Source organism: Bradyrhizobium macuxiense (genome assembly GCF_007993935.1).
Taxonomy (GTDB): domain Bacteria; phylum Pseudomonadota; class Alphaproteobacteria; order Rhizobiales; family Xanthobacteraceae; genus Bradyrhizobium; species Bradyrhizobium macuxiense_A.
The window spans coordinates 101,948-123,295 of the sequence record NZ_VITY01000008.1 but is presented as its reverse complement, the minus strand read 5'-3'; the positions used below and the strand labels follow the sequence as shown (position 1 = coordinate 123,295).

The window sequence follows — 21,348 nt, the reverse complement described above, 5'->3', positions numbered from 1 at the left end:
GTCCACAGCAGGCTGCGCCCGAGCTGGGCGCTTGGGAAAAGGAAGCCCGCCGACCGGGGCGGGCAAGGTCTCAGGGAGGAAAGCGCTCTGACAAGGGAGCGTGCAGCCAGTGTCCTCGATTCGTGTGCGGCTGCGAAGATCGTATAACTACTGTCATCAGGGCCGGCATTATGCGAATGCTGCTGCGGGCCGCGGCCGGCCGGCAAGGCAATAACAAGGCGCAATAACCGGCGCGAATAACAGGGGAAGTTCATGAGCACGTCTGGAGTTTTTGCCCGCGTCGTCGCGGCGATCGGGGCCGGCGCCGTGGCGTGGCGGCGGATGCAGGGCGCGCAGCCCGCGCCCGCCTGGGGCAACGCGCCGCAGATTCCAGCGGCAAAGTCGCAGGGCGCGATCCCGACGCTGAAGATGCCGACGGCTCGTGGCTGGGACAAGGGCCAGCTTCCGACCGCCGCGCCCGGGCTCAAGGTTAACGCCTTCGCGGCGGGGCTCGATCATCCGCGCTGGATCAACGTGCTGCCGAACGGCGATGTCCTGATCGCGGAGGCGACGCAGATCGCAGGCACGCCGCGCAGCGTCTTCCACTATGCGATGCAGGCGACGATGCGCCGCGCCGCAGCCCTCGGCGTCAGCGCCAATCGCATCACGCTGCTGCGCGACCGCGACGGCGACGGTGTTGCCGAGAGCCGCGGTGCCTTCATGGAGGGCTTGCGTCAACCGTTCGGCATGGCGCTGATCGGCGACACTTTCTATGTCGGCAACACCGACGGCGTAGTTGCGTTTCCCTACACCGCGGGCGCCGACCGCATCACCGCGGAGGGACGCAAGCTCGTCACCTTCAAGCCCGACGGGCACTGGACGCGCAGCCTGCTGCCGAGCGCCGACGGCAAGAAGCTCTATGCCGGCGTCGGCTCGCTCACCAACATCGCCGAGAACGGCATGGCGGTCGAGCAAGGCCGCGCCGCGGTCTATGAGCTAGATCTCGTAGCCGGCACCAGCCGCATCTTCGCCGGCGGCCTGCGCAATCCGGTCGGGCTCGCATGGGAGCCGACCACCAATGTGCTGTGGACCGTGGTCAACGAGCGCGACGGCATCGGCGACGAGACGCCGCCGGACTATCTGACCTCGGTGCGCGACGGCGGCTTCTATGGCTGGCCCTATTGCTATTGGGGGCAGACGGTGGACGATCGCGTGCCGCAGGATCCGGCGATGGTCGCCAAGGCGATCCAGCCGGACTACGCGCTCGGCGGTCACACCGCTTCGCTCGGCCTGTGCTGGATGCCCAAGGGCACGCTGCCCGGCTTCCCCGACGGCATGGTGATCGGCCAGCACGGTTCGTGGAATCGCTCGACGCTGTCGGGCTACAAGGTGGTGTTCGTGCCGTTCGAGAACGGCCGTCCGTCCGGGCCGGCGCGCGACATCCTGTCGGGCTTCCTCGCGCCCGACGAGAAGGTCTCCTACGGCCGCCCGGTCGGCGTGACGATCGGTCCTGATCGCTCGCTGCTGGTGGCCGACGATGTCGGCAACGTGATCTGGCGCGTCACGGGAGCGTAGACGGCGCGCGTCGAGGTCAGCGGGTCAGGAATTCGCGGATAGCTTCCTCGATCTCGGCGGCATGCGTCTCCAGCGCGAAGTGGCCGGTGTCGAAGAATTTGACGACGGCGTTCGGAATGTCGCGCTTGAACGCCTCGGCGCCCGGCGGCAGGAAGAACGGATCGTTCTTGCCCCACACCGCGAGGAACGGCGGCTGGTGGGTGCGGAAGTAATTCTGGAAGGCCGGGTAGAGCGCGACGTTGCTCTTGTAATCGCCGAACAGGTCGAGCTGCACGTCATGCGCGCCCGGCCGCGCCATGTAGTAATTGTCGAGGTTCTGCCCGTCGGGCGACACCGCCAGCGGATCCGATGTGCCGTGGGTGTATTGCCAGCGTGTCGTCTCCGGTGTCAGGAGCGCGCGTAGCGCGTCGCGGTTCGCCGGCGAAGGATCCTGCCAATAGGCCTTGATCGGGGTCCAGCCGTCGCTGAGGCCTTCCTCATAGGCATTGCCGTTTTGCGAGATGATCGCAGTGATGCGCTCCGGATGCTTCATCGCCAGGCGGAAGCCGGTCGGCGCGCCATAGTCGAACACATAGACTGCGTAGCGATCAAAGCCGATCACCTCGGTGAAGCGGTCGATCACGCCGGCGATGCTGTCGAACGTGTAGTTGAACCTGTCGCGCGGCGGCATGTCCGACTGGCCGAAGCCGGGCAGGTCGGGCGCCACGATGTGGAATTTGTCCGCGAGCAGCGGGATCAGATCGCGGAACATGTGTCCGGCGCTCGGGAAGCCGTGCAGCAGCAAAAGCTTCGGCGCGCCGGGCGAGCCGGCTTCGCGATAGAACACGTTGAAGCCATCGACATCGGCGGTGCGGTATTTGACCTGGGACATCTGTCACTCCTTGTGGTGGTGTTTGCGGGGACGTTTTGCGACGTCAGGATTTGGTCTTTTTGGCAACTTCGCTGACCGCTTCGCGGATCAAGTCGGTAACGAGCTTCGGTGCCGTGACGATCGGCGTGTGATCGACGGGGTGTGGCCGCACGGTCGCCTTCATGCGGGCCGCCATGCTGCGCTGGGTGGCGGGCGCGATCATCCGGTCGTCCTCGGCAACCAGGAACCAGCTCGGAACGTCCTTCCAGAGCGGACGGCCGACCGGCACCGTGATGCAAGCCGGCGAGATCGGCCGCTGCACGGCGGCGAGCACCGCGAGGTCCTCGGACCGCGCGCCTTGCGCGAAGGCCGACGCGAAGGCCGCCTCGGGCAGCCAGATCAGAGCGTTGGCGTCGGGTGCGAGCTTGGGCGCAAACGGATGCGGCGGCGCACGATAGAACATTTCGGCGACGGTCTCGCCTTCGTCCGGCGCCAGCGCCGCGACATAGACCAGCGCCCTGACGCGGGGCGAGCGGGTCTCGGCGATCACGGCGCCGGCATAGGCGTGGCCCGCCAGCACGACCGGTCCCTCGACGCGATCGAGCGTGCGGTTCAGCGCGGCGACGTCGTCCGCCAGCGAGGTCAGCGGCAGCGGTGCCGCGATGGCCGTGATGCCCTCGGCGTCGAGCGCCCTGATCACCCGCGCCCAGCTCGACCCGTCGGCCCATGCGCCATGGACGAGCACCACGCTGACATCCTTGTTCGACATCGTTCGCTCCGTTTATAACCAGTTAAATGGTATTTGACAGGTTACAAGCCTTATGCTCCAATGTTCGTAACTTGTCAACTGGCTTTAATCAGGTTATTTGCGGCGACACGAAAGGCCGCCCAGGAGGACATCACCGTGCAATCCCACCCGCCCGCGATGTTCATCGCCGATAGCCCTGGTCTCGATTTCATCAATTCGATCGCAACCCCGGTCGACACGCCGTTCGACTGGATCGCCGACGGCGACGGCCTGTTGCGCTGGCTCGCGCAGGCCAAGCTGGTGCGTTCGGATGTGCTCGACGAGCTCAAGGCGCGCGCGAGGCCGGACGAACTCGACGATGTCGCCGGTCAGGCCCGCGATCTGCGCGAATGGTTCCGCGGCTTCGTGCGCAAGCATATGGGCAAGCCGCTGGCGCCGCGGGCGCTCAAGGAATTGGAGCCGTTGAACCGGCTGCTCGAAAGCGATCAGGCGTTCAGCCGGATCGTGCCGCATCGTCACGACGATCATGACGGTTTCGCGCTGGAGCGGACGCGGCGCTGGCGCTCGGCCGAAACGCTGCTGCTGCCGATCGGCGAGGCGATGGCGAGGGTGGTCTGCGAGGAAAGCTTCACCGACATCAAGGCGTGCGAGGGCCCGGCCTGCACGCTGATGTTTGCCGATCACACGCGGGCGCGTGCGCGCCGCTGGTGCAGCATGGCGATCTGCGGCAACCGCGCCAAGCAGGCCGCGCACCGCAGCCGGATGAAGGACAAGGGCGGAGCATGATCCGGAAAAGTGCGAAGCGGTTTTCCGAAAAGATCATGCTCAAAAAAGCGAGGCCAAACCCAACTTGACGGAGAGAAAAATGGCGCTTCCTCTGATCGTGTTCGACGTCAACGAGACCCTGCTCGACCTCGAGACCATGGAGCCGGTGTTCGCGCGCATCTTTGGCGACAAGAGCGCGATGCGGCTGTGGTTCGCGAACTTCATCATGTATTCCGCCTCGCTCACGGTCGCGGGCTGCTATGTGCCTTTCACCGACATCGGCGCCGCGGTCATGAAGATGCTGGCCGACACGCGCGGCATCAGCATCGACGAGGCCGACAAGAAGGAGCTGACGGAGAAATTCTCCACCATGCCGCCGCACAAGGAGGTGCCGGCGGCGCTGCGCAAGCTGCGCGCTGCGGGCTTCCGGCTGTTCACGCTGACCGACAATCTCCTGGAGGTGCAGACGCGGCAGCTGACCAATGGCGGCATCGTCGACCTGTTCGAGCGCCGGTTTTCCGCCGACGGGGTCAAGCATCACAAGCCCTCGCGGCAGGCCTATGGCTATGTCGAGCAGGAACTCGGCGCCAAGCCTTCGGAGTTCTGTCTGATCGCCTGCCACACCTGGGACACGCTGGGCGCGGTCGCCGCCGGCTGGGAGGCCGCGCTGATCAAGCGTCCCGGCAACGATGTGCTCGGCGTCGGTCCGCAGCCGCAGGTCGTCGGCGACAATCTCGACGACGTCGCCGACCAGCTGATCCGCCGCTATGGTGCCAATGGGTAACGGCCGCTGACAGATTTCGCGGCGGAGGAGGGGCAACCACCCCTCCAGGCCCGATCGCTCGGAAGCGCATAAAACCGGAATGAATTCCATAGCGCTTTTCAACCATGCCCCTTGAGCCTTCCTCAACTTCCCCGGCCGATGCTCGGCCTGCCGCAGGGATCGACAGGGATCGACAAGGAGCTTGAGCATGCCGGCCAAGGCGCGAACGACCGCACGAACAACCGCGAGCAACGCCACCGCGCAATCGCGCGAGGATATCCTGAACGCGCGCGCCATCAGCACGCTGGGCGCCGGCGTCGTCAACGCGATGAGCGCGGTCGGCGCCGCCGTCATCAAGAAGCACAAGCCGGCGCTCGGCAAGAGCCCGGATTGGTTCTGGCACATGTTCGCGAAATGCGAGGCCAAGGCCGCGCGCGTCGCCGAGCAGGCCGCGCGCGATCCGGAAGCCTGCGGCGATGCAACCTTCATCGAGGTCTATGCCGCGCAATTGCCGAAGCTGATGACGGCAGCGCTCGAGAGCCACGAGAAGGCGCTCAAGGTGAAGTGACGCGGCGTTCAAAGAAGAGAGCGTGATAACGGCGGTCGTCCCGTTATCGTTCCCTCGACCCCTCGAATGCACCACCGCAGCGGGGCTGCCATGCAGCTGAAACCGCGACCCGCCGCCGTTCGTAATGGTGGCGGAAGCCCGCGCCCGCGGGCTTCGGATTTTTCAATCCGGGACGTTCGATGGTGAAGCACCTTATTTCCGATGAAGAGAAGTGTGACGCGTGCAACGGAACAGGCTTTCCCGAGGTCAGGCAACCGAGCGAGCCGGGACGAAAAATCTATCCCGAGCCTTGCAGGAAATGCGGCGGCAAGGGGCGGATCAGGAAGGCGACGTGGGGAAAGTAACGACATAGGCAATCGGTCTTGTAGGGCGGGTTAGGCGAAGCCGTAACCCGCCATGGCTCCATTGCGCTGTATTGCGGCGGGTTACGCTTCGCTAACCCGCCCTACGCTGCTGCGATCGCGGACTGCGAACGCGTGTGACACGCGTCACGGCGGCCATGCGCGCCGCGCGTCATTGATAGCGCCATGAACGGGCGGTGCCCCGTCAATCATGGAGCTGAAAATGACGTCCACCCTTGCAATCAGCACTTCCGATGACGGCCTTGCTCTGGTGCCGGAGCACGATCAGGCGGCCGCGTCCCTCGTCCCCGCCGATACAGCCGCCCTGCCGCAGCGCCAGTTCTGGGAGACTGAACACACCCGGCCGGACTTCCAGCCGTCCAACGATGCCGCACCCGAACTGGTCGCGGCCACCGAAAACTATCTCGGCGAATGTATGCGGCATCCCTATCTGCCGGTGTCGGAAATCCGGGCGCGGCAGTTCGCCCGCATCAAGGAGCTGGTCGAGCTCGCCTATCGCGACATTCCGGTCTACCGCGCCAAGTACGATGCGGCCGGCTTCAAGCCGGAGCATCTGCGCGACTATGACGACATCCAGAAGATCCCGGTCATCACCAAGCCCGAGCTGGTCGCGGCCTTCCCGGACCAGTGCGTCAACAAGAAGTACAAGCCGGAAAACCTGTTTCCGACGCGCTCATCGGGCTCGTCCGGCCAGACCCTGCTGATCCGCGTCGACTATGACGCCGTCATCACCGACACCATCCAGGGCGTCCGCCAGTTCGCGATGCAGAGCGGCGGCAATTACCGCGCCGCGGACCTGCTCGCCCATGTCTACACCGTGCCGTGGTGGTTCGATTCGATCGGCGGCGACTATCCGACCGCGTTCATCTCGAACCTGATCCCGCCGGCGCGCGTCGCCCAGCACCTGCGCTATCTCGGGCCGAAGATCCTGTCGCTCTATCCGTCGAGCCTCGATGCGCTGATGCCGCATGTCGACGAGTTCCGCTCTTCGCTCAATCTCGCGGTGACGCATTCGGAATACTCCTCGCGCGCCGCGCGTCAGGAATGGTCGCGCCAGCTCGGCGTGCCCGTGCTCGACGAATATTCCTCCGAGGAGGCGACGCGGATCGCGCTCGAGATGCCCGATGGCCAGTACCACGTCTGCGAAGACACCGTGCATCTCGACGTGCTCGATCCCGTCACGATGGAGCCGCAGGCTCCCGGCCAGTCCGGCATCGCCGTGATCACCAATCTGCTCAACGAGGCGATGCCGTTCATCCGCTACGTGCAGGGCGACTACATCACCCAGCCGGCCAATCCGGCGCCGTCGGACATCAACTGGTCGCAGATCGCCAGCATCGACGGCCGGCTCAACGATGCCTTCGTCAATCGCGACGGCCGCAAGGTTCCGGCCGGCAGCATCCTCGATGCGACCTATCGCTGGATGTTCGACTGCAACCTGCATCTGGCGCAGTTCGAGATCGTGCAACGCGGCGTCGACCTCGTCGAGGCGCGCGTCGTGCTCGGCCAGGATACGCCGCTGTGCCGGCTGCACGGTTCGGTCGCGCATCTCGAGGACCTGCTCGCAGCGTGCCTCGAGCATCCGGTCCGGGTGCAGGCCAACGCGCTGCTGGCGTTTCCGCCCAAGGTCGGCAAGCGCCGCCCGATTCGCCGCGAGTTCGACTAACGCCAGCACAGGGACGGGTGCCATGACACAGTCACTGAACCGCATCGCCGCGATGACGGCGCGCTACTACTACATCCTGCGCTCGTCATCGCTGCGGCTGCTCGAGATCATCTACTGGCCGGCGATGCAGATGCTGGTGTGGGGGTTCCTCTACACCTACCTCTATGACAGCAAATCGGCGATGGCCTCCACCGCCGGCCTGCTGCTCGGCGCCGTCCTGCTCTGGGACGTGCTGTTTCGCGGCCAGCTCGGCTTCACCTTCACCTTCCTGGAGGAGATCTGGTCGCGCAACCTCGCCAATCTGATGATGAGCCCGTTGCAGCCGTTCGAGCTCGCGGCCTCGCTGATGCTGATGAGCCTGATCCGGCTGGTGATCGGCACGCTGCCGGTGATGCTGCTGACATTCGTTTTGTTCGGCTTCAACGTCTTCGCGATGGGGCCGGGGCTGCTCGCCTTCTTCCTCAATCTCGTGCTGACCAGCTGGGCGATCGGGCTCATCGTCGCGGGCCTCGTGATCCGGCAGGGCTTTGGCGCCGAGAGCCTCGCCTACTCGATCATGATCGTGCTGCTGCCGCTGTGCTGCGTCTACTATCCGGTCGCGGCGCTGCCGCTCTGGCTGCATCCGGTCGCCTGGTCGTTGACGCCGACCTATGTGTTCGAGGGCATGCGCGCCGTGCTGCTCGACGGCACCTTCCGCACAGACCTGATGATCGAATGCCTCGCGCTCAATGCCGCCTATCTCGGCATGGGCTTCACCACATTCGTCGCCCTGCTGCAGAGCGCGCGCCACAAGGGCGGCCTGCTCACCATGGGCGAGTAAGGGGAGACATCCATGAGCCGCATCGAACGCTTTCTGCCCCGCCGGCACCTGACACAAGTGTCGCCGAACGCAACGCCCGCGCAGGGCAACCCGTCGGACCTTCCCAATCCCGATGAAGCACCAGCCATCGCGGTCGAGGATCTCTGCAAACAGTACCGCACCCATTGGGCGGTCGACGATGTCAACTTCATCGTGCCCAAGGGCTGGACCGTCGGCCTGCTCGGCGGCAACGGCGCCGGCAAGACCACCACCATCGCCATGATCATGGGTCTCGTGGTGCCAAGCTTCGGCCGCGCCATGGTGCTCGGTCACGACATGGCGACCGAGCGTCACAAGGTGCTCAGCCGGATGAACTTCGAAAGCCCCTATGTCGCGCTGCCGGGCCGGCTCACCGTGCGCCAGAATCTGATGGTGTTCGGGCGGCTGTACGGCGTCGCCAATCTCAAGGCCCGGATCGAGGAGCTGATCGAGGATTTCGAGCTCGGCGACGTGCTCGACCGCGTCACCGGGCGGCTCTCCGCCGGCCAGAAGACCCGCGTCGCAGTGGCGAAGGCGCTGATCAACGATCCCGAGGTGTTGCTGCTCGACGAGCCGACGGCGTCGCTCGACCCCGACCGCGCCGAGTGGGTGCGCAGCCGTCTGCGCGCCTATCAGAAGCGCCGCGGCGCCACCATCCTGTTGTCCTCGCACAACATGACCGAGGTCGAGCAGCTCTGCGACTTCGTCGTGATCATGAGCCACGGCCGCGTCGTCGCGATGGGACGCCCACGCGAACTCGCCGAGCGCTTCAAGTGCCGGGACCTCGATGAGGTCTTCATCTATCTGGCGAGGGTGGCGTGATGTCCTCATTTGGTTCTCCGAACGACAGACCGGTTGCGATCCGCAGGGAACGCCGTTCGGACGTGGCGGCGCGAGAGAGTCTGCTCGACGCCGCATTCGGTCCTGGCCGCTTCGCCAAGACCTCGGAGCGGCTGCGCGAGGGCCGCAAGCCTGCGCGCGGCCTCGCGTTTGTCGCGCGCCGTGGCGGCCGCCTGGTCGGCACATTGCGGCTGTGGCCGGTCGTGACCGGTACCGGTCATGCCTGCCTGCTGCTTGGTCCGCTCGCGGTGGCGGAGGAGGCGAGGTGCCTCGGCATCGGTGCTGCGCTGATGCGCCAGGCCTTGCAGCGGGCCGATCTGCTCGGCCATCGCGCCGTCATCCTGGTCGGCGACGCCGCCTATTACGACCGCTTCGGCTTTTCGGCCGAGACAACCGGCGCGCTCCGCATGCCCGGCCCATATGACCGCGATCGCCTGCTGGCCTGCGAGCTGGTGCCGGGCGCGCTGCGCGGGGCGGGCGGCCTGATTGCTCCAGCCAGCCTGCCGCCATCGCGGTTGTCGGGATTGATGGACCGGATTGCCGGCAGCCAGGCCCCGATCGGGCAGCCGGCCTGATCCGGCACCTTTTCCGCCAAGGAGGGCCTTTTCCGTCATGGGAAGGCTTTGGGGGCATGGCGATTTGGCCGGTCTTGGCGTAAAGCAGCGCCAAATCGTCATGCGGCCGTGCCGCCTGCCGGGGTCGCAGCCTCAGGTCGTCCCGCTCGACGTTCTGCGCCCGGACCAATCAAGGTTTCCCATCTCGTGCCCTTTCCGACCACAAGTCCGCCGCTCGCCCGCGCCCTGGCTGAGCGCAACTACGAACAGCCGACCCCCGTTCAACTCGCCGTGCTCGCGGACGATGCCGTCGGCCGCGACCTCCTGGTTTCCGCTCAGACCGGCTCGGGCAAGACCGTTGCCTACGGATTGGCCATGGCAAAGGATCTGCTCGGCGACGCCGAGCGGTTCGAGCCGGCCGGAGCTCCGCTGGCCCTGATCGTCGCGCCGACGCGCGAGCTCGCCTTACAGGTCCAGCGCGAGCTCGCATGGCTCTATGAGCATGCCGACGCACGCGTCGTTTCCTGCGTCGGCGGCATGGACCCGCGCCGCGAGCAGCGCGAGCTTGCCGAAGGTGCCCACATCGTGGTCGGGACGCCCGGCCGGCTGTGCGACCATCTGCGGCGCGGTCGTCTCGACATCTCGGGATTGCGCGTCGTCGTGCTCGACGAGGCCGACGAGATGCTCAATCTCGGCTTCCGCGAGGACATGGAATTCATCCTCGAAACCACGCCGGACACCCGCCGCACCTTGCTGTTCTCGGCGACGTTTCCGCGCGGCATCGTTGCGCTGGCCAAGCAGTATCAAGAGCAGGCGTTCCGGATCGAGGTCGCCGGCGACGAGGGCGGTCATTCCGACATCGAGTACCGCGCCATCCGCGTTGCCGCCGACGATGTCGAACACGCGGTCGTCAACGTGCTGCGCTTCCATGAGGCGCCGAGTGCGCTGGTGTTCTGCAACACCCGCGAAGCCGTCCGGCATTTGCAGGCGGCGCTGTTGGAACGCGGGTTTTCCGTCGCCGCGCTGTCGGGCGAAATGACCCAGAACGAGCGGACCCAGGCGCTGCAGGCACTGCGCGATGGGCGGTCGCGGGTTTGCGTCGCGACCGACGTCGCGGCGCGCGGCATCGATCTGCCGAGCCTCGATCTTGTGATTCATGCCGATCTGCCGAAGGACCCGGAGGTGATGCAGCATCGCTCCGGCCGCACCGGCCGGGCCGGCCGCAAGGGCGTCAGCATCCTGCTGGTGCCGCCGGCGCGGCGGCGTCGCGCCGAGCTGCTGCTCGATCTCGCCGGCATCGACATTGTCTGGGGCTCCGCGCCGCAGGCCGAGGAGATCCGCAAGCTCGACCATGATCGCCTGCTCAAGGATGCGGTGTTCTCCGAAGAGGCGACGTCGGACGATCTGGCCCTCGCGCAGGCGTTGCTTGCGGAACGGTCGCCCGAGGCGGTCGCCGCGGCGCTGGCCCGGCTCTATCGCGCGCGGCTGCCGGCGCCCGAGGACATCCTCGATCCCGGCGAGGGACGAGGCCGCGAGCGCGGCGAGCGGACCTCGCGCCGCGACGAGCGTGCCGCAGGGCCGCGAGCGAAGACCGGCAAGTCTCCGCGTCACGGCATGGAGGAGGCCACGGTCTGGTTCCGTGCCGCGATCGGGCGCCGCAAGAATGCCGAAGCCCGCTGGCTGCTGCCGATGATCTGTCGCCGTGGCGGCATCGACAAGCGCGACATCGGCGCCATCAAGATCATGGACACGACCACCGAATTCGAGATCGCCGCGCGGGTCGCGGATTCCTTCGCCGTCAAGATCAAGCGTCCCGACAAGGAAGACAGCATCCGCATCGAGCCGCTGGCGGACGCTCCGCAGGGCGAGGCGCGCGCCGAGAAGCCGGCGCGCAAGCCCAGGCCCGATCCCAGGCCCGATCGCAAGCCCGATCCTTGGCGCGATCAGGACGACGGCGGGCACCGCGCGCCGCGCAGTGACGAGCCGCGTGATCACACGGCAGCAAAGCGCCACGGCAAGCCGGATCGCGAGGCCAAAGCGTTTTCGAGAGAAGGTGCGAGCGGTTCGCGCGAAGACCACGCGCCCAAGCGAGACTCCAAAGCTCCATTCCGGTTCGATCGGAATGAAAAGGGTGCGAGGCCGACATCCGGCGACGAGCCGAGGTTCGGCAAGAAAAAGAAGCATCGGGGCAAGGCCGGACACACGCAGTGGCCGGACGTGTCGGCCGCAAAACCAAAGTTCGGCAAGAAGCCCAAGAAGAAGCGGCGCGGCTGAGCTGGCGGCGCTGTGCTGCCACGCGTGCCGGCGTCTGAGTCTCGACGCTCGTAACAAAGCTCACCGTCGTCCCGGCGAAGGCCGGGACCCATTACCCCGAATGCTCATTGTTGCGCGACGCTGGAGCCACAGTTCGCTTCGACAACGAGACCTGTGGTTATGGGTCCCGGCCTTCGCCGGGACGACGATGTGGAGAGATTGCGCGACGAACTCAATTGCGTCTGCAGCCCGGCGTCTTTGCAGCTGCCCACACGACTGCTACGCCACCAGCGCGATCTTCGGCGCCGTTGCGAGCACCGACTGGTTGCGGCCGTTGGCCTTGGCGGCGTAGAGCGCCTTGTCGGCGGCTTCGATCAGGTCGGACCATTGCTGGCCGGCGAGCGGCCGCATGCTGGCGACGCCGATGCTGACCGTCGTGATCAGCTCGCCCTCGCACCATTGCTGGACCTTGCCACGGATGGTCTCGGCGAGGTTGAAGGCCTCGAGCGCGGTCATGTTGGGCAGCAGCACGGCGAATTCCTCGCCGCCGAAGCGCGCCGGGCAATCGCCGGCGCGGCGCACCGCATCCGAAATGCAGATCGCGATTCCGACCAGCACCTGGTCGCCGGCCTGATGCCCATAGGTGTCGTTGTAGGCCTTGAAATGATCGGCATCGATCATCAACAGCGCGACCGGCTGGCCGTAGCGGCTGGCGCGGCGCCATTCGCGGTCGATCTCGGCATCGAACTTGCGCCGGTTCTTCAGGCCGGTGAGGGCGTCGGTGGTCGCCAGCTCCTCGAGCCTGTCCTCGGCGTCGCCGCGCCGGACGATCTCGCGCGCCAGCACCAGCGTCGCGCTGAGCACGAACAGGACCAGAAAGCCCATGATCGCGCCGATCCGGATCGCCTCGGTGCGCCAGAGATTGAAGACGGCTTCGAGCGGCTTGCCGACCACGACGTAAAGCGGCCCGTTGCCGCTGCGCCTGACATAGAGCCGTGCCGTGTCGTCGACCGGGCCCCGGCCGGAGAACGCGCCGCCGATCTTCAGGTTCTCGGATTTCCAGTCCAGCTGATCGGCGAGGTTCTTTCCGATTACGTCGAGATCGAACGGCGTCCGCATGATGATGGTGCGGTCGTTGCGCAGCACGGTGATGGTGTCGCCCGGCACGAGGTTCAGCCGCCCGAACAGGTCGTGGAAATAGCTGAAGCGGATCGAGCCGACCACGACGCCGAGAAAGCGGCCGTCCTCGCCGACGATGCGCCGGCTCAGCACGATGGCGTAGGCGCCGCGATGCAGCATCGGCCGGCTGATATACAGCCCGGTGTCGGAATGGTCGCGCTGGACGGTGAAGTACTCCTCGTCGCTGCGGTTCTCCGGCTGCGGATCGAGGCTCGCCGCGTCGATGGTCAGATCGCCCTTGCTGTCGAACACCTGGATCGCGCCGAAATGTTTTGCAGTCGCGGCGTGATCGAACAGGATCAGCTGGCGCAGTTCCTTGCTGACGCTGCGGATCTCCGGCATTTCCAGATTGCTGGCGACCGCCCGCAGCGACAGGTCGTAGAGCTCGATGTTGCGGCTGATGTCGGCCTCGATGCCTGACGCCAGATTCTCCAGCGTGCGGCGGGCCAGTTGCTCTTCGCCGCGGCGCATGTCGAACATCACGCCGGCGCAGACCGCGGAGAAGCCGAGGACGGTCGCAACCGACGCCGCGACCAGCAGCTTGGCCGATAGCCGCCAGCGCCGCCTTGCGTCGTGTCCCCGTCGAAATGGCATGTCCTGCTCCAAAGCGCCGTCATGCAACGGGAAATCTTGTTGTCGCCTTAAATGGCGACAGCGGCCGCCGAATGGGTTAACGGGTGGTTGCCGGAACCCTGAGCCTTGAGGATGATGTGAACGACTACGATGCGCTGCGGGATTATCTGAAGAAGCAGCATCTGCCCGAGTTCGTGCTGACCTTCGAGCAGATCGAGGAGATCATCGACGCGGCGCTGCCGCGTGCCGCGCAGCGCGCGTCGTGGTGGGAAACCCTGCGCAGCCCGCAGGAGAAGATGCCGCAGCGCGAAGCCTGCCTCGAGGCCGGCTACATCGCGACGCGCCAGGCCGACGGCAAGAGCGTCAAGTTCAAGCGCATGCCCAACCGTCGTCCCGGCGAACGCCGGGACCCATAACCACAGGGCGTTGTTGTCACGAAGGCAACTGACCCCAGCGCATCATGGACGGGCTGCGGCGTATGGGTCCCGGCTCAAGGCCGGGACGACAAAAGCTAGCTCGCCGCTTCCAGCCGTTCCTCAGTCAGCAGCCGGGTCGCCGCATCCGCGTCCATCGGCTCGCCGAAGGCAAAGCCCTGCGCGTATTCGCAGCCGAGCTGGTAGAGCTCGACGGCGTCGGAGTCCGTCTCCGCGCCCTCTGCCACCACCTCCATGCCGAGATCGTGCGCCAGCGCGATGATCGATTTCAGGATCACCGGGCGGGTGCCGCGGCTGGTGGTGCGGACGAAGGACTGGTCGATCTTGATGGTGTCGAACGGGAAGCGCTGCAAGTACGACAGCGAGGAGTGGCCGGTGCCGAAATCGTCGAGCGACAGCCCGGTGCCGAGCTCGCGGATCCGCGCCAGCATCTGCGCTGCGTGCTCCGGGTTCTCCATGACGAGCGATTCCGTCAGCTCCAGCTTCAGCGTGCCGCGCGCCACCGAGGAGCGCGACAGCACGGTACGGATATCGTGGATCAGGTCGTGGCGCAGCAATTGGCGCGACGACACGTTGACCGAAGCGAAGATCGGCTCGCGGGCGCGCATCGCGCGCTGCCACACCGCGAGCTGGCGCGCGGTCTGGTCCATCACGAACATGCCGAGATCGACGATCAGGCCGGTCTCCTCGGCGACGTTGATGAATTCCGACGGCGACATCCGGCCGAGCTTGGGATGGTCCCAGCGCGCCAGCGCCTCGAAGCCCGCGATCGCGCGATCTTCCAGCCGCACGATCGGCTGGTACAGGATCGTGATCTCCTGCCGCTCGATGGCGCGGCGCAGGTCGCTCTCCAGCGTCAGGCGGTCGGTCTTCCGCGCCCGCATCGCCGGCTTGTAGACGTCGATGCGGTCGCCGCCGATCCGCTTCGAATGATACATCGCAAGCTCGGCGTCCTTGATGATCTCATCGGTCAGCGGCGCCGCCGGATCGGACAGCGCAAGCCCGATCGAGGCGGTCAGGAATATCTCGCGGTCGTTGAAGGCGATCGGGGCGCGGATGGTCTTGCGGATGGTCTCGGCGAAATTGGTGATCCGCGCCGGGTCCTGCTCGGACAGCAGGATCAGGCCGAACTGGTCGCCGGCCATCCGCGCCAGCGTGTCCTGCGGCTTGAGGATGCGGGTCAGACGGCGCGCCAGCGTCAGCAGGATCGAGTCGCCGACCGCGATGCCGACGGAATCATTGACCTGCTTGAAGCGGTCGAGGTCGATCACCATCAGGGTCGGCCGCAGGTTCGGCATGGTCTTGGCGAGGTTCGCCACCGCGCCGAGGCGATCCATGAACAGCCGGCGGTTCGGCAGGCCGGTCAGATTGTCATGCACGGAGTCGTGCAGCATCCGCTCTTCGGAGTTCTTGAACTCGGTGACGTCGGTGAGGGTGCCGACCACGCGCGAGACCTCGCCATCGGAGCCGACCACGGGCCGCGCCTTCAGCGCGAACCACATGAAATGGCCGTCGGGCGTGCGCAGCCGGAAATCCTGCACCAGGCGGCCGCGGCGCTGGTCGAGCACGCTGTCGAGCGCGGCGCGGAAGCGGTCTTGGTCGAGCGGGTGCAGCACCTCGAGCCATTTCGCCGCCGGGCCTTCCAGCGTGCCGCGCTTGAGGCCGAGCAGCGCCTCGGTCTCGGGGCTGGTGAACACCTTGTCGGCGGAGACGTCCCAGTCCCAGATCAGGTCGCCGGAGCCGGTCAGCGCCAGCGCCCGGCGCTCGACATCGGAGACCACGCCGGTGGTGGCGCCGCCGCCGGCGAAGGCGTGCTGCATCACAGTAAATCCGATCAGCATCACGATCAGCACCAGGCCGCCGAGCAGCGCCGGGCCGACGATGTCGTTGGTGACGGAGCCCGCGACCGTCATGCCGGCCGCGACCACCCAGACCACCAGCAGGAACCAGGTCGGGATCAGCAGCACCGCACGGTCGAAGCCGTGGGTCGAGAGATAGACGATCAGCGCGAAGCCGGCGAAGGCGATCATGACCAGCGACATCCGCGCGATGCCGGAGGCGACCGCGGGATCGAACAGCGCCAGCGCCACCAGCGAGCCGAGGAACACCAGCCAGCCGATCGTGATGTGCGAGTAGCGCACATGCCAGCGACTGAGATTGAGATAGGCGAACAGGAACACCAGCAACGTCGCCGCGAGGATCGCCTCGCCCGCCGCGCGCCAGACGCGCTCGGCGTTGTTCGACATGTCGAGCACCTTGCCCCAGAAGCCGAAATCGACGCCGATATAGACCAGCACCGCCCAGGCCAGCGCCGCGGCGGCCGGGAACATGATGCTGCCCTTGACCACAAACAAGATCGTGAGCACGAGCGCGAGCAGGCCCGAGATGCCGATCACGATGCCCTGGTACAGCGTGAACGAGTTGACCTTGTCCTTGTAGGCGTCGGGTTCCCACAGATAGAGCTGCGGCAGCTTGTCGGTGCGCAGTTCCGCGACATAGGTGACGACGGCGCCGGGATCGAGCGTGATACGGAACACGTCGGCGGTCGGGCTCTCCTGCCGCTCGGGACGATCGCCGACCGACGGTGTGATGGTCGCGATGCGCGACAGGCCGAGGTCGGGCCACAACAGGCCCGATGACACGATGCGATAATGCGGTGCGACGATCAGGCGGTCGAGCTGGTCGTCGGTGTTGTTGGCGAGCGCGAACACCACCCAGTTCTGGCCGCCTTCGCGGGCGCGAACTTCGATGCGGCGCACGATGCCGTCGGTTCCGGGTGCGGTGGAGACCTGGATGCGGTCGGTTTCGCTGCGTTGATGGTCGAGAACCGCCGTCAAATCGATCGCCGGCGCGTCGCTGCGCACGCTGACGGCGTCGATCGCATACGCGTCAGGCGCAGCGGCAAACATCATGAGGCCCAGCGCGAGCAGCGCAAGGCACCTGATCAGACGCAATGTCAGTACTCCGCGATCGACAAACTGACCGGGCCCGGCGACCGGCCCGGCGGTGGCGCGATAAATGACACGAAAGCGAAGGGAATCAAAGGGTTTCCGCCCCTGCTTCCGTTGCGAGAGTTAAACCACCAACACAATTTTGCCAATATGTTCGCTGGTCTCCATGCGCCGGTGCGCGTCGGCGGCCTTTTCCAGCGGGAATGTGCTGTCCATCAGCGGTTTGACGCGGCCTTCGCGCAGCAGCGGCAGCACCTTTGCCTCGATTGCCGCGACCATCGCCGCCTTGTCCGCATTACTACGGGGGCGCAGGGTCGAGCCGGTGTGGTGCAGCCGCTTGACCATCAGCTTGGCGAAATTGGCCGACGCCTTCGGTGTTCCCGACAGGAACGCGATCTGGACGATGCGGCCCTCGACCGCGGCGGCATCATAGTTCCGGTCGATATAGTCGCCGCCGACCATGTCGAGGATGACGTTGGCGCCATTGCCGCCGGTGGCCTTCTTCACCGCCTCGACGAAATCCTCGGTCTTGTAGTTCACCGCGTGATCGGCGCCGAGCTTGAGGCAGGCGTCGGCCTTGTCCTGTGAGCCGACGGTGACGATCACCTTTGCGCCGAACGCCTTGGCGAGCTGAATCGCCATCGTGCCGATGCCCGAGGAGCCGCCGTGAATCAGCAGCGTCTCGCCGGCCTGCAGCGCGCCGCGCTCGAACACATTGTGCCAGACGGTCATCAGCGTTTCCGGAATTGCGCCGGCTTCCTGCATCGTGAGCTGCGGCGGCGCGGTCATCGCCTGCGCGTCCTGCGCGATGCAATATTGCGCGTAGCCGCCGCCGGCGACGAGCGACATCACCTTGTCGCCGATCTTGTGCTTGGCGCCTTCGCCGAGCGCGACCACTTCGCCTGCGATCTCGAGGCCGGGCAGATCGCTGGCGCCGGGCGGCGGCGGATAGGAGCCGGAGCGCTGCGCGACGTCGGGGCGATTGACGCCGGCGGCCGCGACCTTGACCAGGATCTCGCCGGCCTTCGGCACCGGCAGCGCGCGGGTCTCCGGCACCAGCACCTCCGGGCCACCTGGCTTGCTGATGGCAACGACGGTCATTTGCGCGGGCAGGTTTGTCATGGCTGGTCCCTGGTCAGAGAAGAGGATTGGCGGATGGCATACCGCCTTTTCCAACGAAGCGAAACGCCATTACGCCCCGAACCGCCTCGTCAGATGGTCGGCTTTTTCAGGGCTGATTTTCTCGACCAGTGGGCCGAAGCTCGCGACCGGCGTGCCGGCGCCATCATCCAGCAGCGGAAGGAGTGGGCCATTGGGCCAGCGCGGCACGGCATCGTTGCGGCCGAACGCGCCGAGCACGCGTTCGGACAAGCTTGGCACGATGCTCCACGCTAGCGTGGCGCAGAGCGCGACAAGATTGAGCCCGACACGCGCGACGACGGCCGCACGGTCAGGATCGGACTTGATCGCCGTCCACGGTGCTGCGTGTTGCAGGTAAGCGTTCGCAACGTCCCAGATTGCGCGGGTCGCAGCCGCAGCGGCGCGAAACTCCAGTGCGATGTGGTGGCGGTGCAGCGTCGTGATGCGCTGCTCGAGATCAAGCGCGAGCTTTCGCTCGGCGTCGCCGGGCGCGCCTCCTTCCGGGATGCGGCCATCGAACGCGCGATGCGCGAAGCTGATGATGCGGTTGGCGAGATTGCCGAAGATGTCGGCAAGGTCCTTGTTCACGTCAGCAACGAATCTTGTGACGTTGAAATCGGTGTCGGCACTCTCCGGCGCATTGGCAATCAGCCACCAGCGCCAGAGATCGGCTGGCAATTCCTCCAGCGCCGCGTCGGTGAAGATGCCGCGCTTCCTGCTGGTCGAGAACTTGCCGCCCTCGTAATTTAGCCAATGGAATCCCTTGATCACGTCTGCGGTCTTCCACGGTTCGCCGGAGCCGAGCAGCGTCGCCGGAAAGCTCACGGTGTGGAAAGGGATGTTGTCCTTGCCGAGGAACTGGATGTAGCTGACCTCGTCGGCCTGCCACCACCATTGCCGCCAGTCGCGGCCCGCTGCTACATCCGCCCATTCCTGCGTCGCCGTGATGTAGCCGATCGGCGCATCGAACCAGACATAAAACACCTTGCCGTCAAAGCCCGCGCGCGGCACCGCGATGCCCCAGGCGAGGTCGCGCGTGATGCAGCGGTCGCGCAAATCGGCATTGAGCCAGCTCTTCGCGGTCGACACCACGAAGGGCGGCCATCCGCTGCGGCTGTCGATCCATGCGCCGATTTTCTCGACGAGTTGCGACTGGCGCAGGAACAGATGACGGCTCGCGCGGATCTCGAGCGCGCGGTCGCCTGACAGCGCCGAGCGCGGCTCAATCAGCTCCGGCGGATCAAGCAACGTGCCGCAATGGTCGCATTGATCGCCGCGCGCCGAAGGATCGCCGCAATGCGGGCAGGTGCCGAGCACGTAGCGATCGGGCAGGAAGCGCCGGTCGGCCGGCGAGAACACCTGCCGCGTGGTGCGCGCCTCGATCAGCCCGGCTGCGTCGAGCCGGCGATAGAAGCGCTGCGTCAGTGCATGATTATGCGACGAGCTGGTGCGGCCGAAATGATCAAAGGACAGGCCAAAGCGCCGGTAGATGTCGGCCTGGATGGCGTGCTGCGCATCGCAGAACGTGCGGACATCCTGTCCTGCCTCGATCGCACCGAGCTCGGCCGGCGTGCCGTGCTCGTCGGTCGCGCAGATGAACAGCACGTCGCAGCCGGTCTGCCTGCGGAAGCGGGCGTGGACGTCGGCGGGCAGCAGCGAGCCGACGAGATTGCCGAGATGCTTGACGCCGTTGACGTAAGGCAGCGCGCTGGTGATGAGAATCCTGGTCATGGGTTGAGGTCTTTCGCGTTCGGTGATGCCGACCCCGGACCATCAAAAATCAAAAAGCCCTCCCGCATGATCGGAAGGGCTTGGGGTTGGCTCATGCCTGGCGCGCAGGCGCACTATCCCGTCCGGTCAGACTCCTTGCGGTCGGGCCGGGGCATTCGCGTCAGATGTTGCGCGCACACGAAAGTCACTGCAAAATTCTCCTCGAGCATGATCCGGAAAAGTGCGAAGCGGTTTTCCGACAAGATCATGCTCAAACAAAGATCTAAAGCGCGATGACGATTCGATCCAATCTCATCGTGCTTTAGGACATCTATCAGCTCTGGGCGCACGGCGCCAGATCACATCGCCGGGAGGACACATGCCGATTGAGGATGAGGACCGGCCGCGGAAGAAGATCAGCCACGAGATCGGACAGGATCTCTCGCTGCTGTCGGTCGAGGAGTTGACCGAGCGCATCGCGCTGCTCACCGCCGAAGTCGATCGCCTGAAAGAGGCGATGTCGAAGAAGCGCGCGTCGAAGGATGCCGCGAACGCGTTCTTCAAGTCGTAGCGCTCGCTGCCCCCTCACATCACGTCGTCCCGGCGAACGCCGGGACCCATAACCACCATTGTTCTTTGTTGCGTACGGTGAGGCCGCAGCCGCGCGCAACGCGGGCATTGGTGGTTATGGGTCCCGGCCTTCGCCGGGACGACGCATGGGGTTCAACTCGGCGATCAGCGCACCCCTGTCCCAAACTAGGTCAATGGCCGACATGGCAAACAAAGCCTGAAGAAAACCGTTCATTTACGATCGGTTAAGCTTTCTCGATTATGACTGCATTGTCCTCGTTTGGACACCGAGTGGCTCCTGTCCACTCTGTTTGACGCCTCCCTGTTATCAACTTCAAAAGCCGCCGGAAACGGCGGCTCTTTTTTGTTGCGTCCGCGGCTGGAAACCATAAATCCGGTTGCGGCTGGACTCTTCGGCGCGCCCGCGCAATGATTTGTTCATCATAAGCTGGCGCGTGAGATGCCAGCGGGCGTTAAGATGGTGTGAGGGCGTTAACCATGGCCGATCGTTCCCAGAACGAAGCCGGGCTTGTGCTGTTCAGTGAACGGCTGACCAATTCTGCGGCATTCGGCGTGCTGTTCAGGGAAGGCATGGACCTGGTCGAGCAGACCGCGGCCTATCTCGATGGCGACGGCCGTGCCGAGGCCAAGGCGCTGGAACGGTCCGTGAGCCTGACCTATGCCACCGAAAGTATGCGCCTGACCACCCGGCTGATGCAGCTGGCGTCCTGGCTGCTGCTGCATCGTGCGGTCAAGGAAGGCGAGATGACGCTGACCCAGGCCAATCGCGAGAAGACCAAGGTGAAGCTGTCGGCCGCCGATCCCGGCCCGGCCGACATGGTCGTGAAGCTGCCCGAGCAATTGCAGCAGCTGATCGCCCGCTCGATGGATTTGCAGGCGCGCGTCCGCCGCCTCGACACCACGATCCACGCGCCGGCGCCCGATCGCTCCTCGATCGGCAACCCGCTGGTGCCGCAGCTCAACCGCCTCAAGGCTGCGTTCGAGCAGTAAGGTCAGTGTGAGACTTCGC

The 21,348-nt window shown here is 65.8% G+C and carries 18 protein-coding genes; 12 read left to right on the top strand and 6 right to left on the bottom strand.

The window, feature by feature from the left end; translation table 11 throughout:
• The first annotated feature begins 252 nt into the window (after positions 1-252).
• Positions 253-1,554 (top strand): PQQ-dependent sugar dehydrogenase, encoded by a 1,302-nt coding sequence (locus FBZ93_RS21650; RefSeq protein WP_146988301.1) that lies wholly within the window; start codon positions 253-255, stop codon positions 1,552-1,554.
• 16 nt (positions 1,555-1,570) lie between these two features.
• On the opposite strand, the gene FBZ93_RS21645 is transcribed toward FBZ93_RS21650, so the two are convergent.
• Positions 1,571-2,425 (bottom strand): alpha/beta fold hydrolase, encoded by an 855-nt coding sequence (locus tag FBZ93_RS21645; RefSeq protein WP_146988299.1) that lies wholly within the window; start codon positions 2,423-2,425, stop codon positions 1,571-1,573.
• 43 nt (positions 2,426-2,468) lie between these two features.
• Entirely contained in the window at positions 2,469-3,173 is a 705-nt protein-coding gene (locus tag FBZ93_RS21640) for an alpha/beta fold hydrolase (RefSeq protein ID WP_146988297.1), read from the bottom strand.
• A gap of 156 nt (positions 3,174-3,329) precedes the next feature.
• On the opposite strand from FBZ93_RS21640, the gene FBZ93_RS21635 reads away from it, so the two are divergent.
• From FBZ93_RS21635 to FBZ93_RS21600, 8 genes are all read left to right on the top strand, one after another.
• Positions 3,330-3,938: a CGNR zinc finger domain-containing protein gene (locus tag FBZ93_RS21635; protein ID WP_146988733.1), complete on the top strand. Its 609-nt coding sequence runs from the start codon at positions 3,330-3,332 to the stop codon at positions 3,936-3,938.
• A gap of 79 nt (positions 3,939-4,017) precedes the next feature.
• Positions 4,018-4,701 carry a haloacid dehalogenase type II gene (locus FBZ93_RS21630; protein WP_146988296.1) on the top strand — a complete coding sequence of 228 codons (684 nt, stop codon included), beginning with the start codon at positions 4,018-4,020 and terminating at the stop codon, positions 4,699-4,701.
• A gap of 187 nt (positions 4,702-4,888) precedes the next feature.
• Positions 4,889-5,248, top strand: coding sequence for a hypothetical protein (locus FBZ93_RS21625; protein ID WP_050423369.1), 360 nt, complete (start codon positions 4,889-4,891; stop codon positions 5,246-5,248).
• Between the two features lie 564 nt (positions 5,249-5,812).
• Positions 5,813-7,276: a phenylacetate--CoA ligase family protein gene (locus FBZ93_RS21620; protein WP_146988294.1), complete on the top strand. Its 1,464-nt coding sequence runs from the start codon at positions 5,813-5,815 to the stop codon at positions 7,274-7,276.
• A 22-nt stretch (positions 7,277-7,298) separates the two neighbouring features.
• A complete protein-coding gene (locus FBZ93_RS21615) occupies positions 7,299-8,096 on the top strand; it encodes an ABC transporter permease (RefSeq protein WP_146988292.1) in 798 nt (265 codons plus the stop codon).
• A 12-nt stretch (positions 8,097-8,108) separates the two neighbouring features.
• Entirely contained in the window at positions 8,109-8,936 is an 828-nt protein-coding gene (locus tag FBZ93_RS21610) for an ABC transporter ATP-binding protein (RefSeq protein WP_146988290.1), read from the top strand.
• Positions 8,936-9,529 (top strand): GNAT family N-acetyltransferase, encoded by a 594-nt coding sequence (locus tag FBZ93_RS21605; protein ID WP_146988289.1) that lies wholly within the window; start codon positions 8,936-8,938, stop codon positions 9,527-9,529. The genes FBZ93_RS21610 and FBZ93_RS21605 overlap by 1 nt, the downstream gene beginning before the upstream one ends.
• Positions 9,530-9,715: 186 nt before the next feature.
• Positions 9,716-11,782 carry a DEAD/DEAH box helicase gene (locus tag FBZ93_RS21600; RefSeq protein WP_146988287.1) on the top strand — a complete coding sequence of 689 codons (2,067 nt, stop codon included), beginning with the start codon at positions 9,716-9,718 and terminating at the stop codon, positions 11,780-11,782.
• A gap of 258 nt (positions 11,783-12,040) precedes the next feature.
• Here FBZ93_RS21600 and FBZ93_RS21595 read toward each other — a convergent pair whose 3' ends face one another.
• The gene (locus FBZ93_RS21595; RefSeq protein ID WP_146988286.1) at positions 12,041-13,534 is read right to left on the bottom strand and encodes a GGDEF domain-containing protein; all 1,494 of its coding nucleotides are present in this window, start codon (positions 13,532-13,534) and stop codon (positions 12,041-12,043) included.
• A gap of 116 nt (positions 13,535-13,650) precedes the next feature.
• Between FBZ93_RS21595 and FBZ93_RS21590 the strand changes: the two genes are divergently transcribed.
• Positions 13,651-13,929: a DUF7662 domain-containing protein gene (locus FBZ93_RS21590; protein ID WP_146988284.1), complete on the top strand. Its 279-nt coding sequence runs from the start codon at positions 13,651-13,653 to the stop codon at positions 13,927-13,929.
• Between the two features lie 95 nt (positions 13,930-14,024).
• Here FBZ93_RS21590 and FBZ93_RS21585 read toward each other — a convergent pair whose 3' ends face one another.
• The 3 genes from FBZ93_RS21585 to metG form a co-directional block, all read right to left on the bottom strand.
• Positions 14,025-16,901: an EAL domain-containing protein gene (locus FBZ93_RS21585; RefSeq protein WP_050422740.1), complete on the bottom strand. Its 2,877-nt coding sequence runs from the start codon at positions 16,899-16,901 to the stop codon at positions 14,025-14,027.
• A 120-nt stretch (positions 16,902-17,021) separates the two neighbouring features.
• Positions 17,022-18,020, bottom strand: a complete 999-nt coding sequence (locus FBZ93_RS21580; protein ID WP_146988282.1) for an NAD(P)H-quinone oxidoreductase — start codon at positions 18,018-18,020, stop codon at positions 17,022-17,024.
• A 69-nt stretch (positions 18,021-18,089) separates the two neighbouring features.
• Positions 18,090-19,769, bottom strand: coding sequence for a methionine--tRNA ligase (gene metG / locus FBZ93_RS21575; RefSeq protein ID WP_146988280.1), 1,680 nt, complete (start codon positions 19,767-19,769; stop codon positions 18,090-18,092).
• A 358-nt stretch (positions 19,770-20,127) separates the two neighbouring features.
• Between metG and FBZ93_RS21570 the strand changes: the two genes are divergently transcribed.
• Together FBZ93_RS21570 and FBZ93_RS21560 are read left to right on the top strand one after the other, a co-directional pair.
• Positions 20,128-20,319 (top strand): DUF1192 domain-containing protein, encoded by a 192-nt coding sequence (locus tag FBZ93_RS21570; protein WP_024584377.1) that lies wholly within the window; start codon positions 20,128-20,130, stop codon positions 20,317-20,319.
• Between the two features lie 497 nt (positions 20,320-20,816).
• Entirely contained in the window at positions 20,817-21,329 is a 513-nt protein-coding gene (locus FBZ93_RS21560; protein ID WP_146988279.1) for a DUF1465 family protein, read from the top strand.
• Positions 21,330-21,348: the final 19 nt, after the last annotated feature.

Bases quoted from the DNA above. Each gene is read 5' to 3' on its own strand.
- FBZ93_RS21635 (WP_146988733.1), top strand. From the start codon at position 3,330: ATGTTCATCGCCGATAGCCCTGGTCTCGATTTCATCAATTCGATCGCA.
- FBZ93_RS21615 (WP_146988292.1), top strand. From the start codon at position 7,299: ATGACACAGTCACTGAACCGCATCGCCGCGATGACGGCGCGCTACTAC.
- metG (WP_146988280.1), bottom strand. From the start codon at position 19,769: ATGACCAGGATTCTCATCACCAGCGCGCTGCCTTACGTCAACGGCGTC.
- FBZ93_RS21625 (WP_050423369.1), top strand. From the start codon at position 4,889: ATGCCGGCCAAGGCGCGAACGACCGCACGAACAACCGCGAGCAACGCC.
- FBZ93_RS21650 (WP_146988301.1), top strand. From the start codon at position 253: ATGAGCACGTCTGGAGTTTTTGCCCGCGTCGTCGCGGCGATCGGGGCC.
- FBZ93_RS21640 (WP_146988297.1), bottom strand. From the start codon at position 3,173: ATGTCGAACAAGGATGTCAGCGTGGTGCTCGTCCATGGCGCATGGGCC.
- FBZ93_RS21580 (WP_146988282.1), bottom strand. From the start codon at position 18,020: ATGACAAACCTGCCCGCGCAAATGACCGTCGTTGCCATCAGCAAGCCA.
- FBZ93_RS21605 (WP_146988289.1), top strand. From the start codon at position 8,936: ATGTCCTCATTTGGTTCTCCGAACGACAGACCGGTTGCGATCCGCAGG.
- FBZ93_RS21620 (WP_146988294.1), top strand. From the start codon at position 5,813: ATGACGTCCACCCTTGCAATCAGCACTTCCGATGACGGCCTTGCTCTG.
- FBZ93_RS21610 (WP_146988290.1), top strand. From the start codon at position 8,109: ATGAGCCGCATCGAACGCTTTCTGCCCCGCCGGCACCTGACACAAGTG.
- FBZ93_RS21560 (WP_146988279.1), top strand. From the start codon at position 20,817: ATGGCCGATCGTTCCCAGAACGAAGCCGGGCTTGTGCTGTTCAGTGAA.
- FBZ93_RS21630 (WP_146988296.1), top strand. From the start codon at position 4,018: ATGGCGCTTCCTCTGATCGTGTTCGACGTCAACGAGACCCTGCTCGAC.
- FBZ93_RS21570 (WP_024584377.1), top strand. From the start codon at position 20,128: ATGCCGATTGAGGATGAGGACCGGCCGCGGAAGAAGATCAGCCACGAG.
- FBZ93_RS21645 (WP_146988299.1), bottom strand. From the start codon at position 2,425: ATGTCCCAGGTCAAATACCGCACCGCCGATGTCGATGGCTTCAACGTG.
- FBZ93_RS21595 (WP_146988286.1), bottom strand. From the start codon at position 13,534: ATGCCATTTCGACGGGGACACGACGCAAGGCGGCGCTGGCGGCTATCG.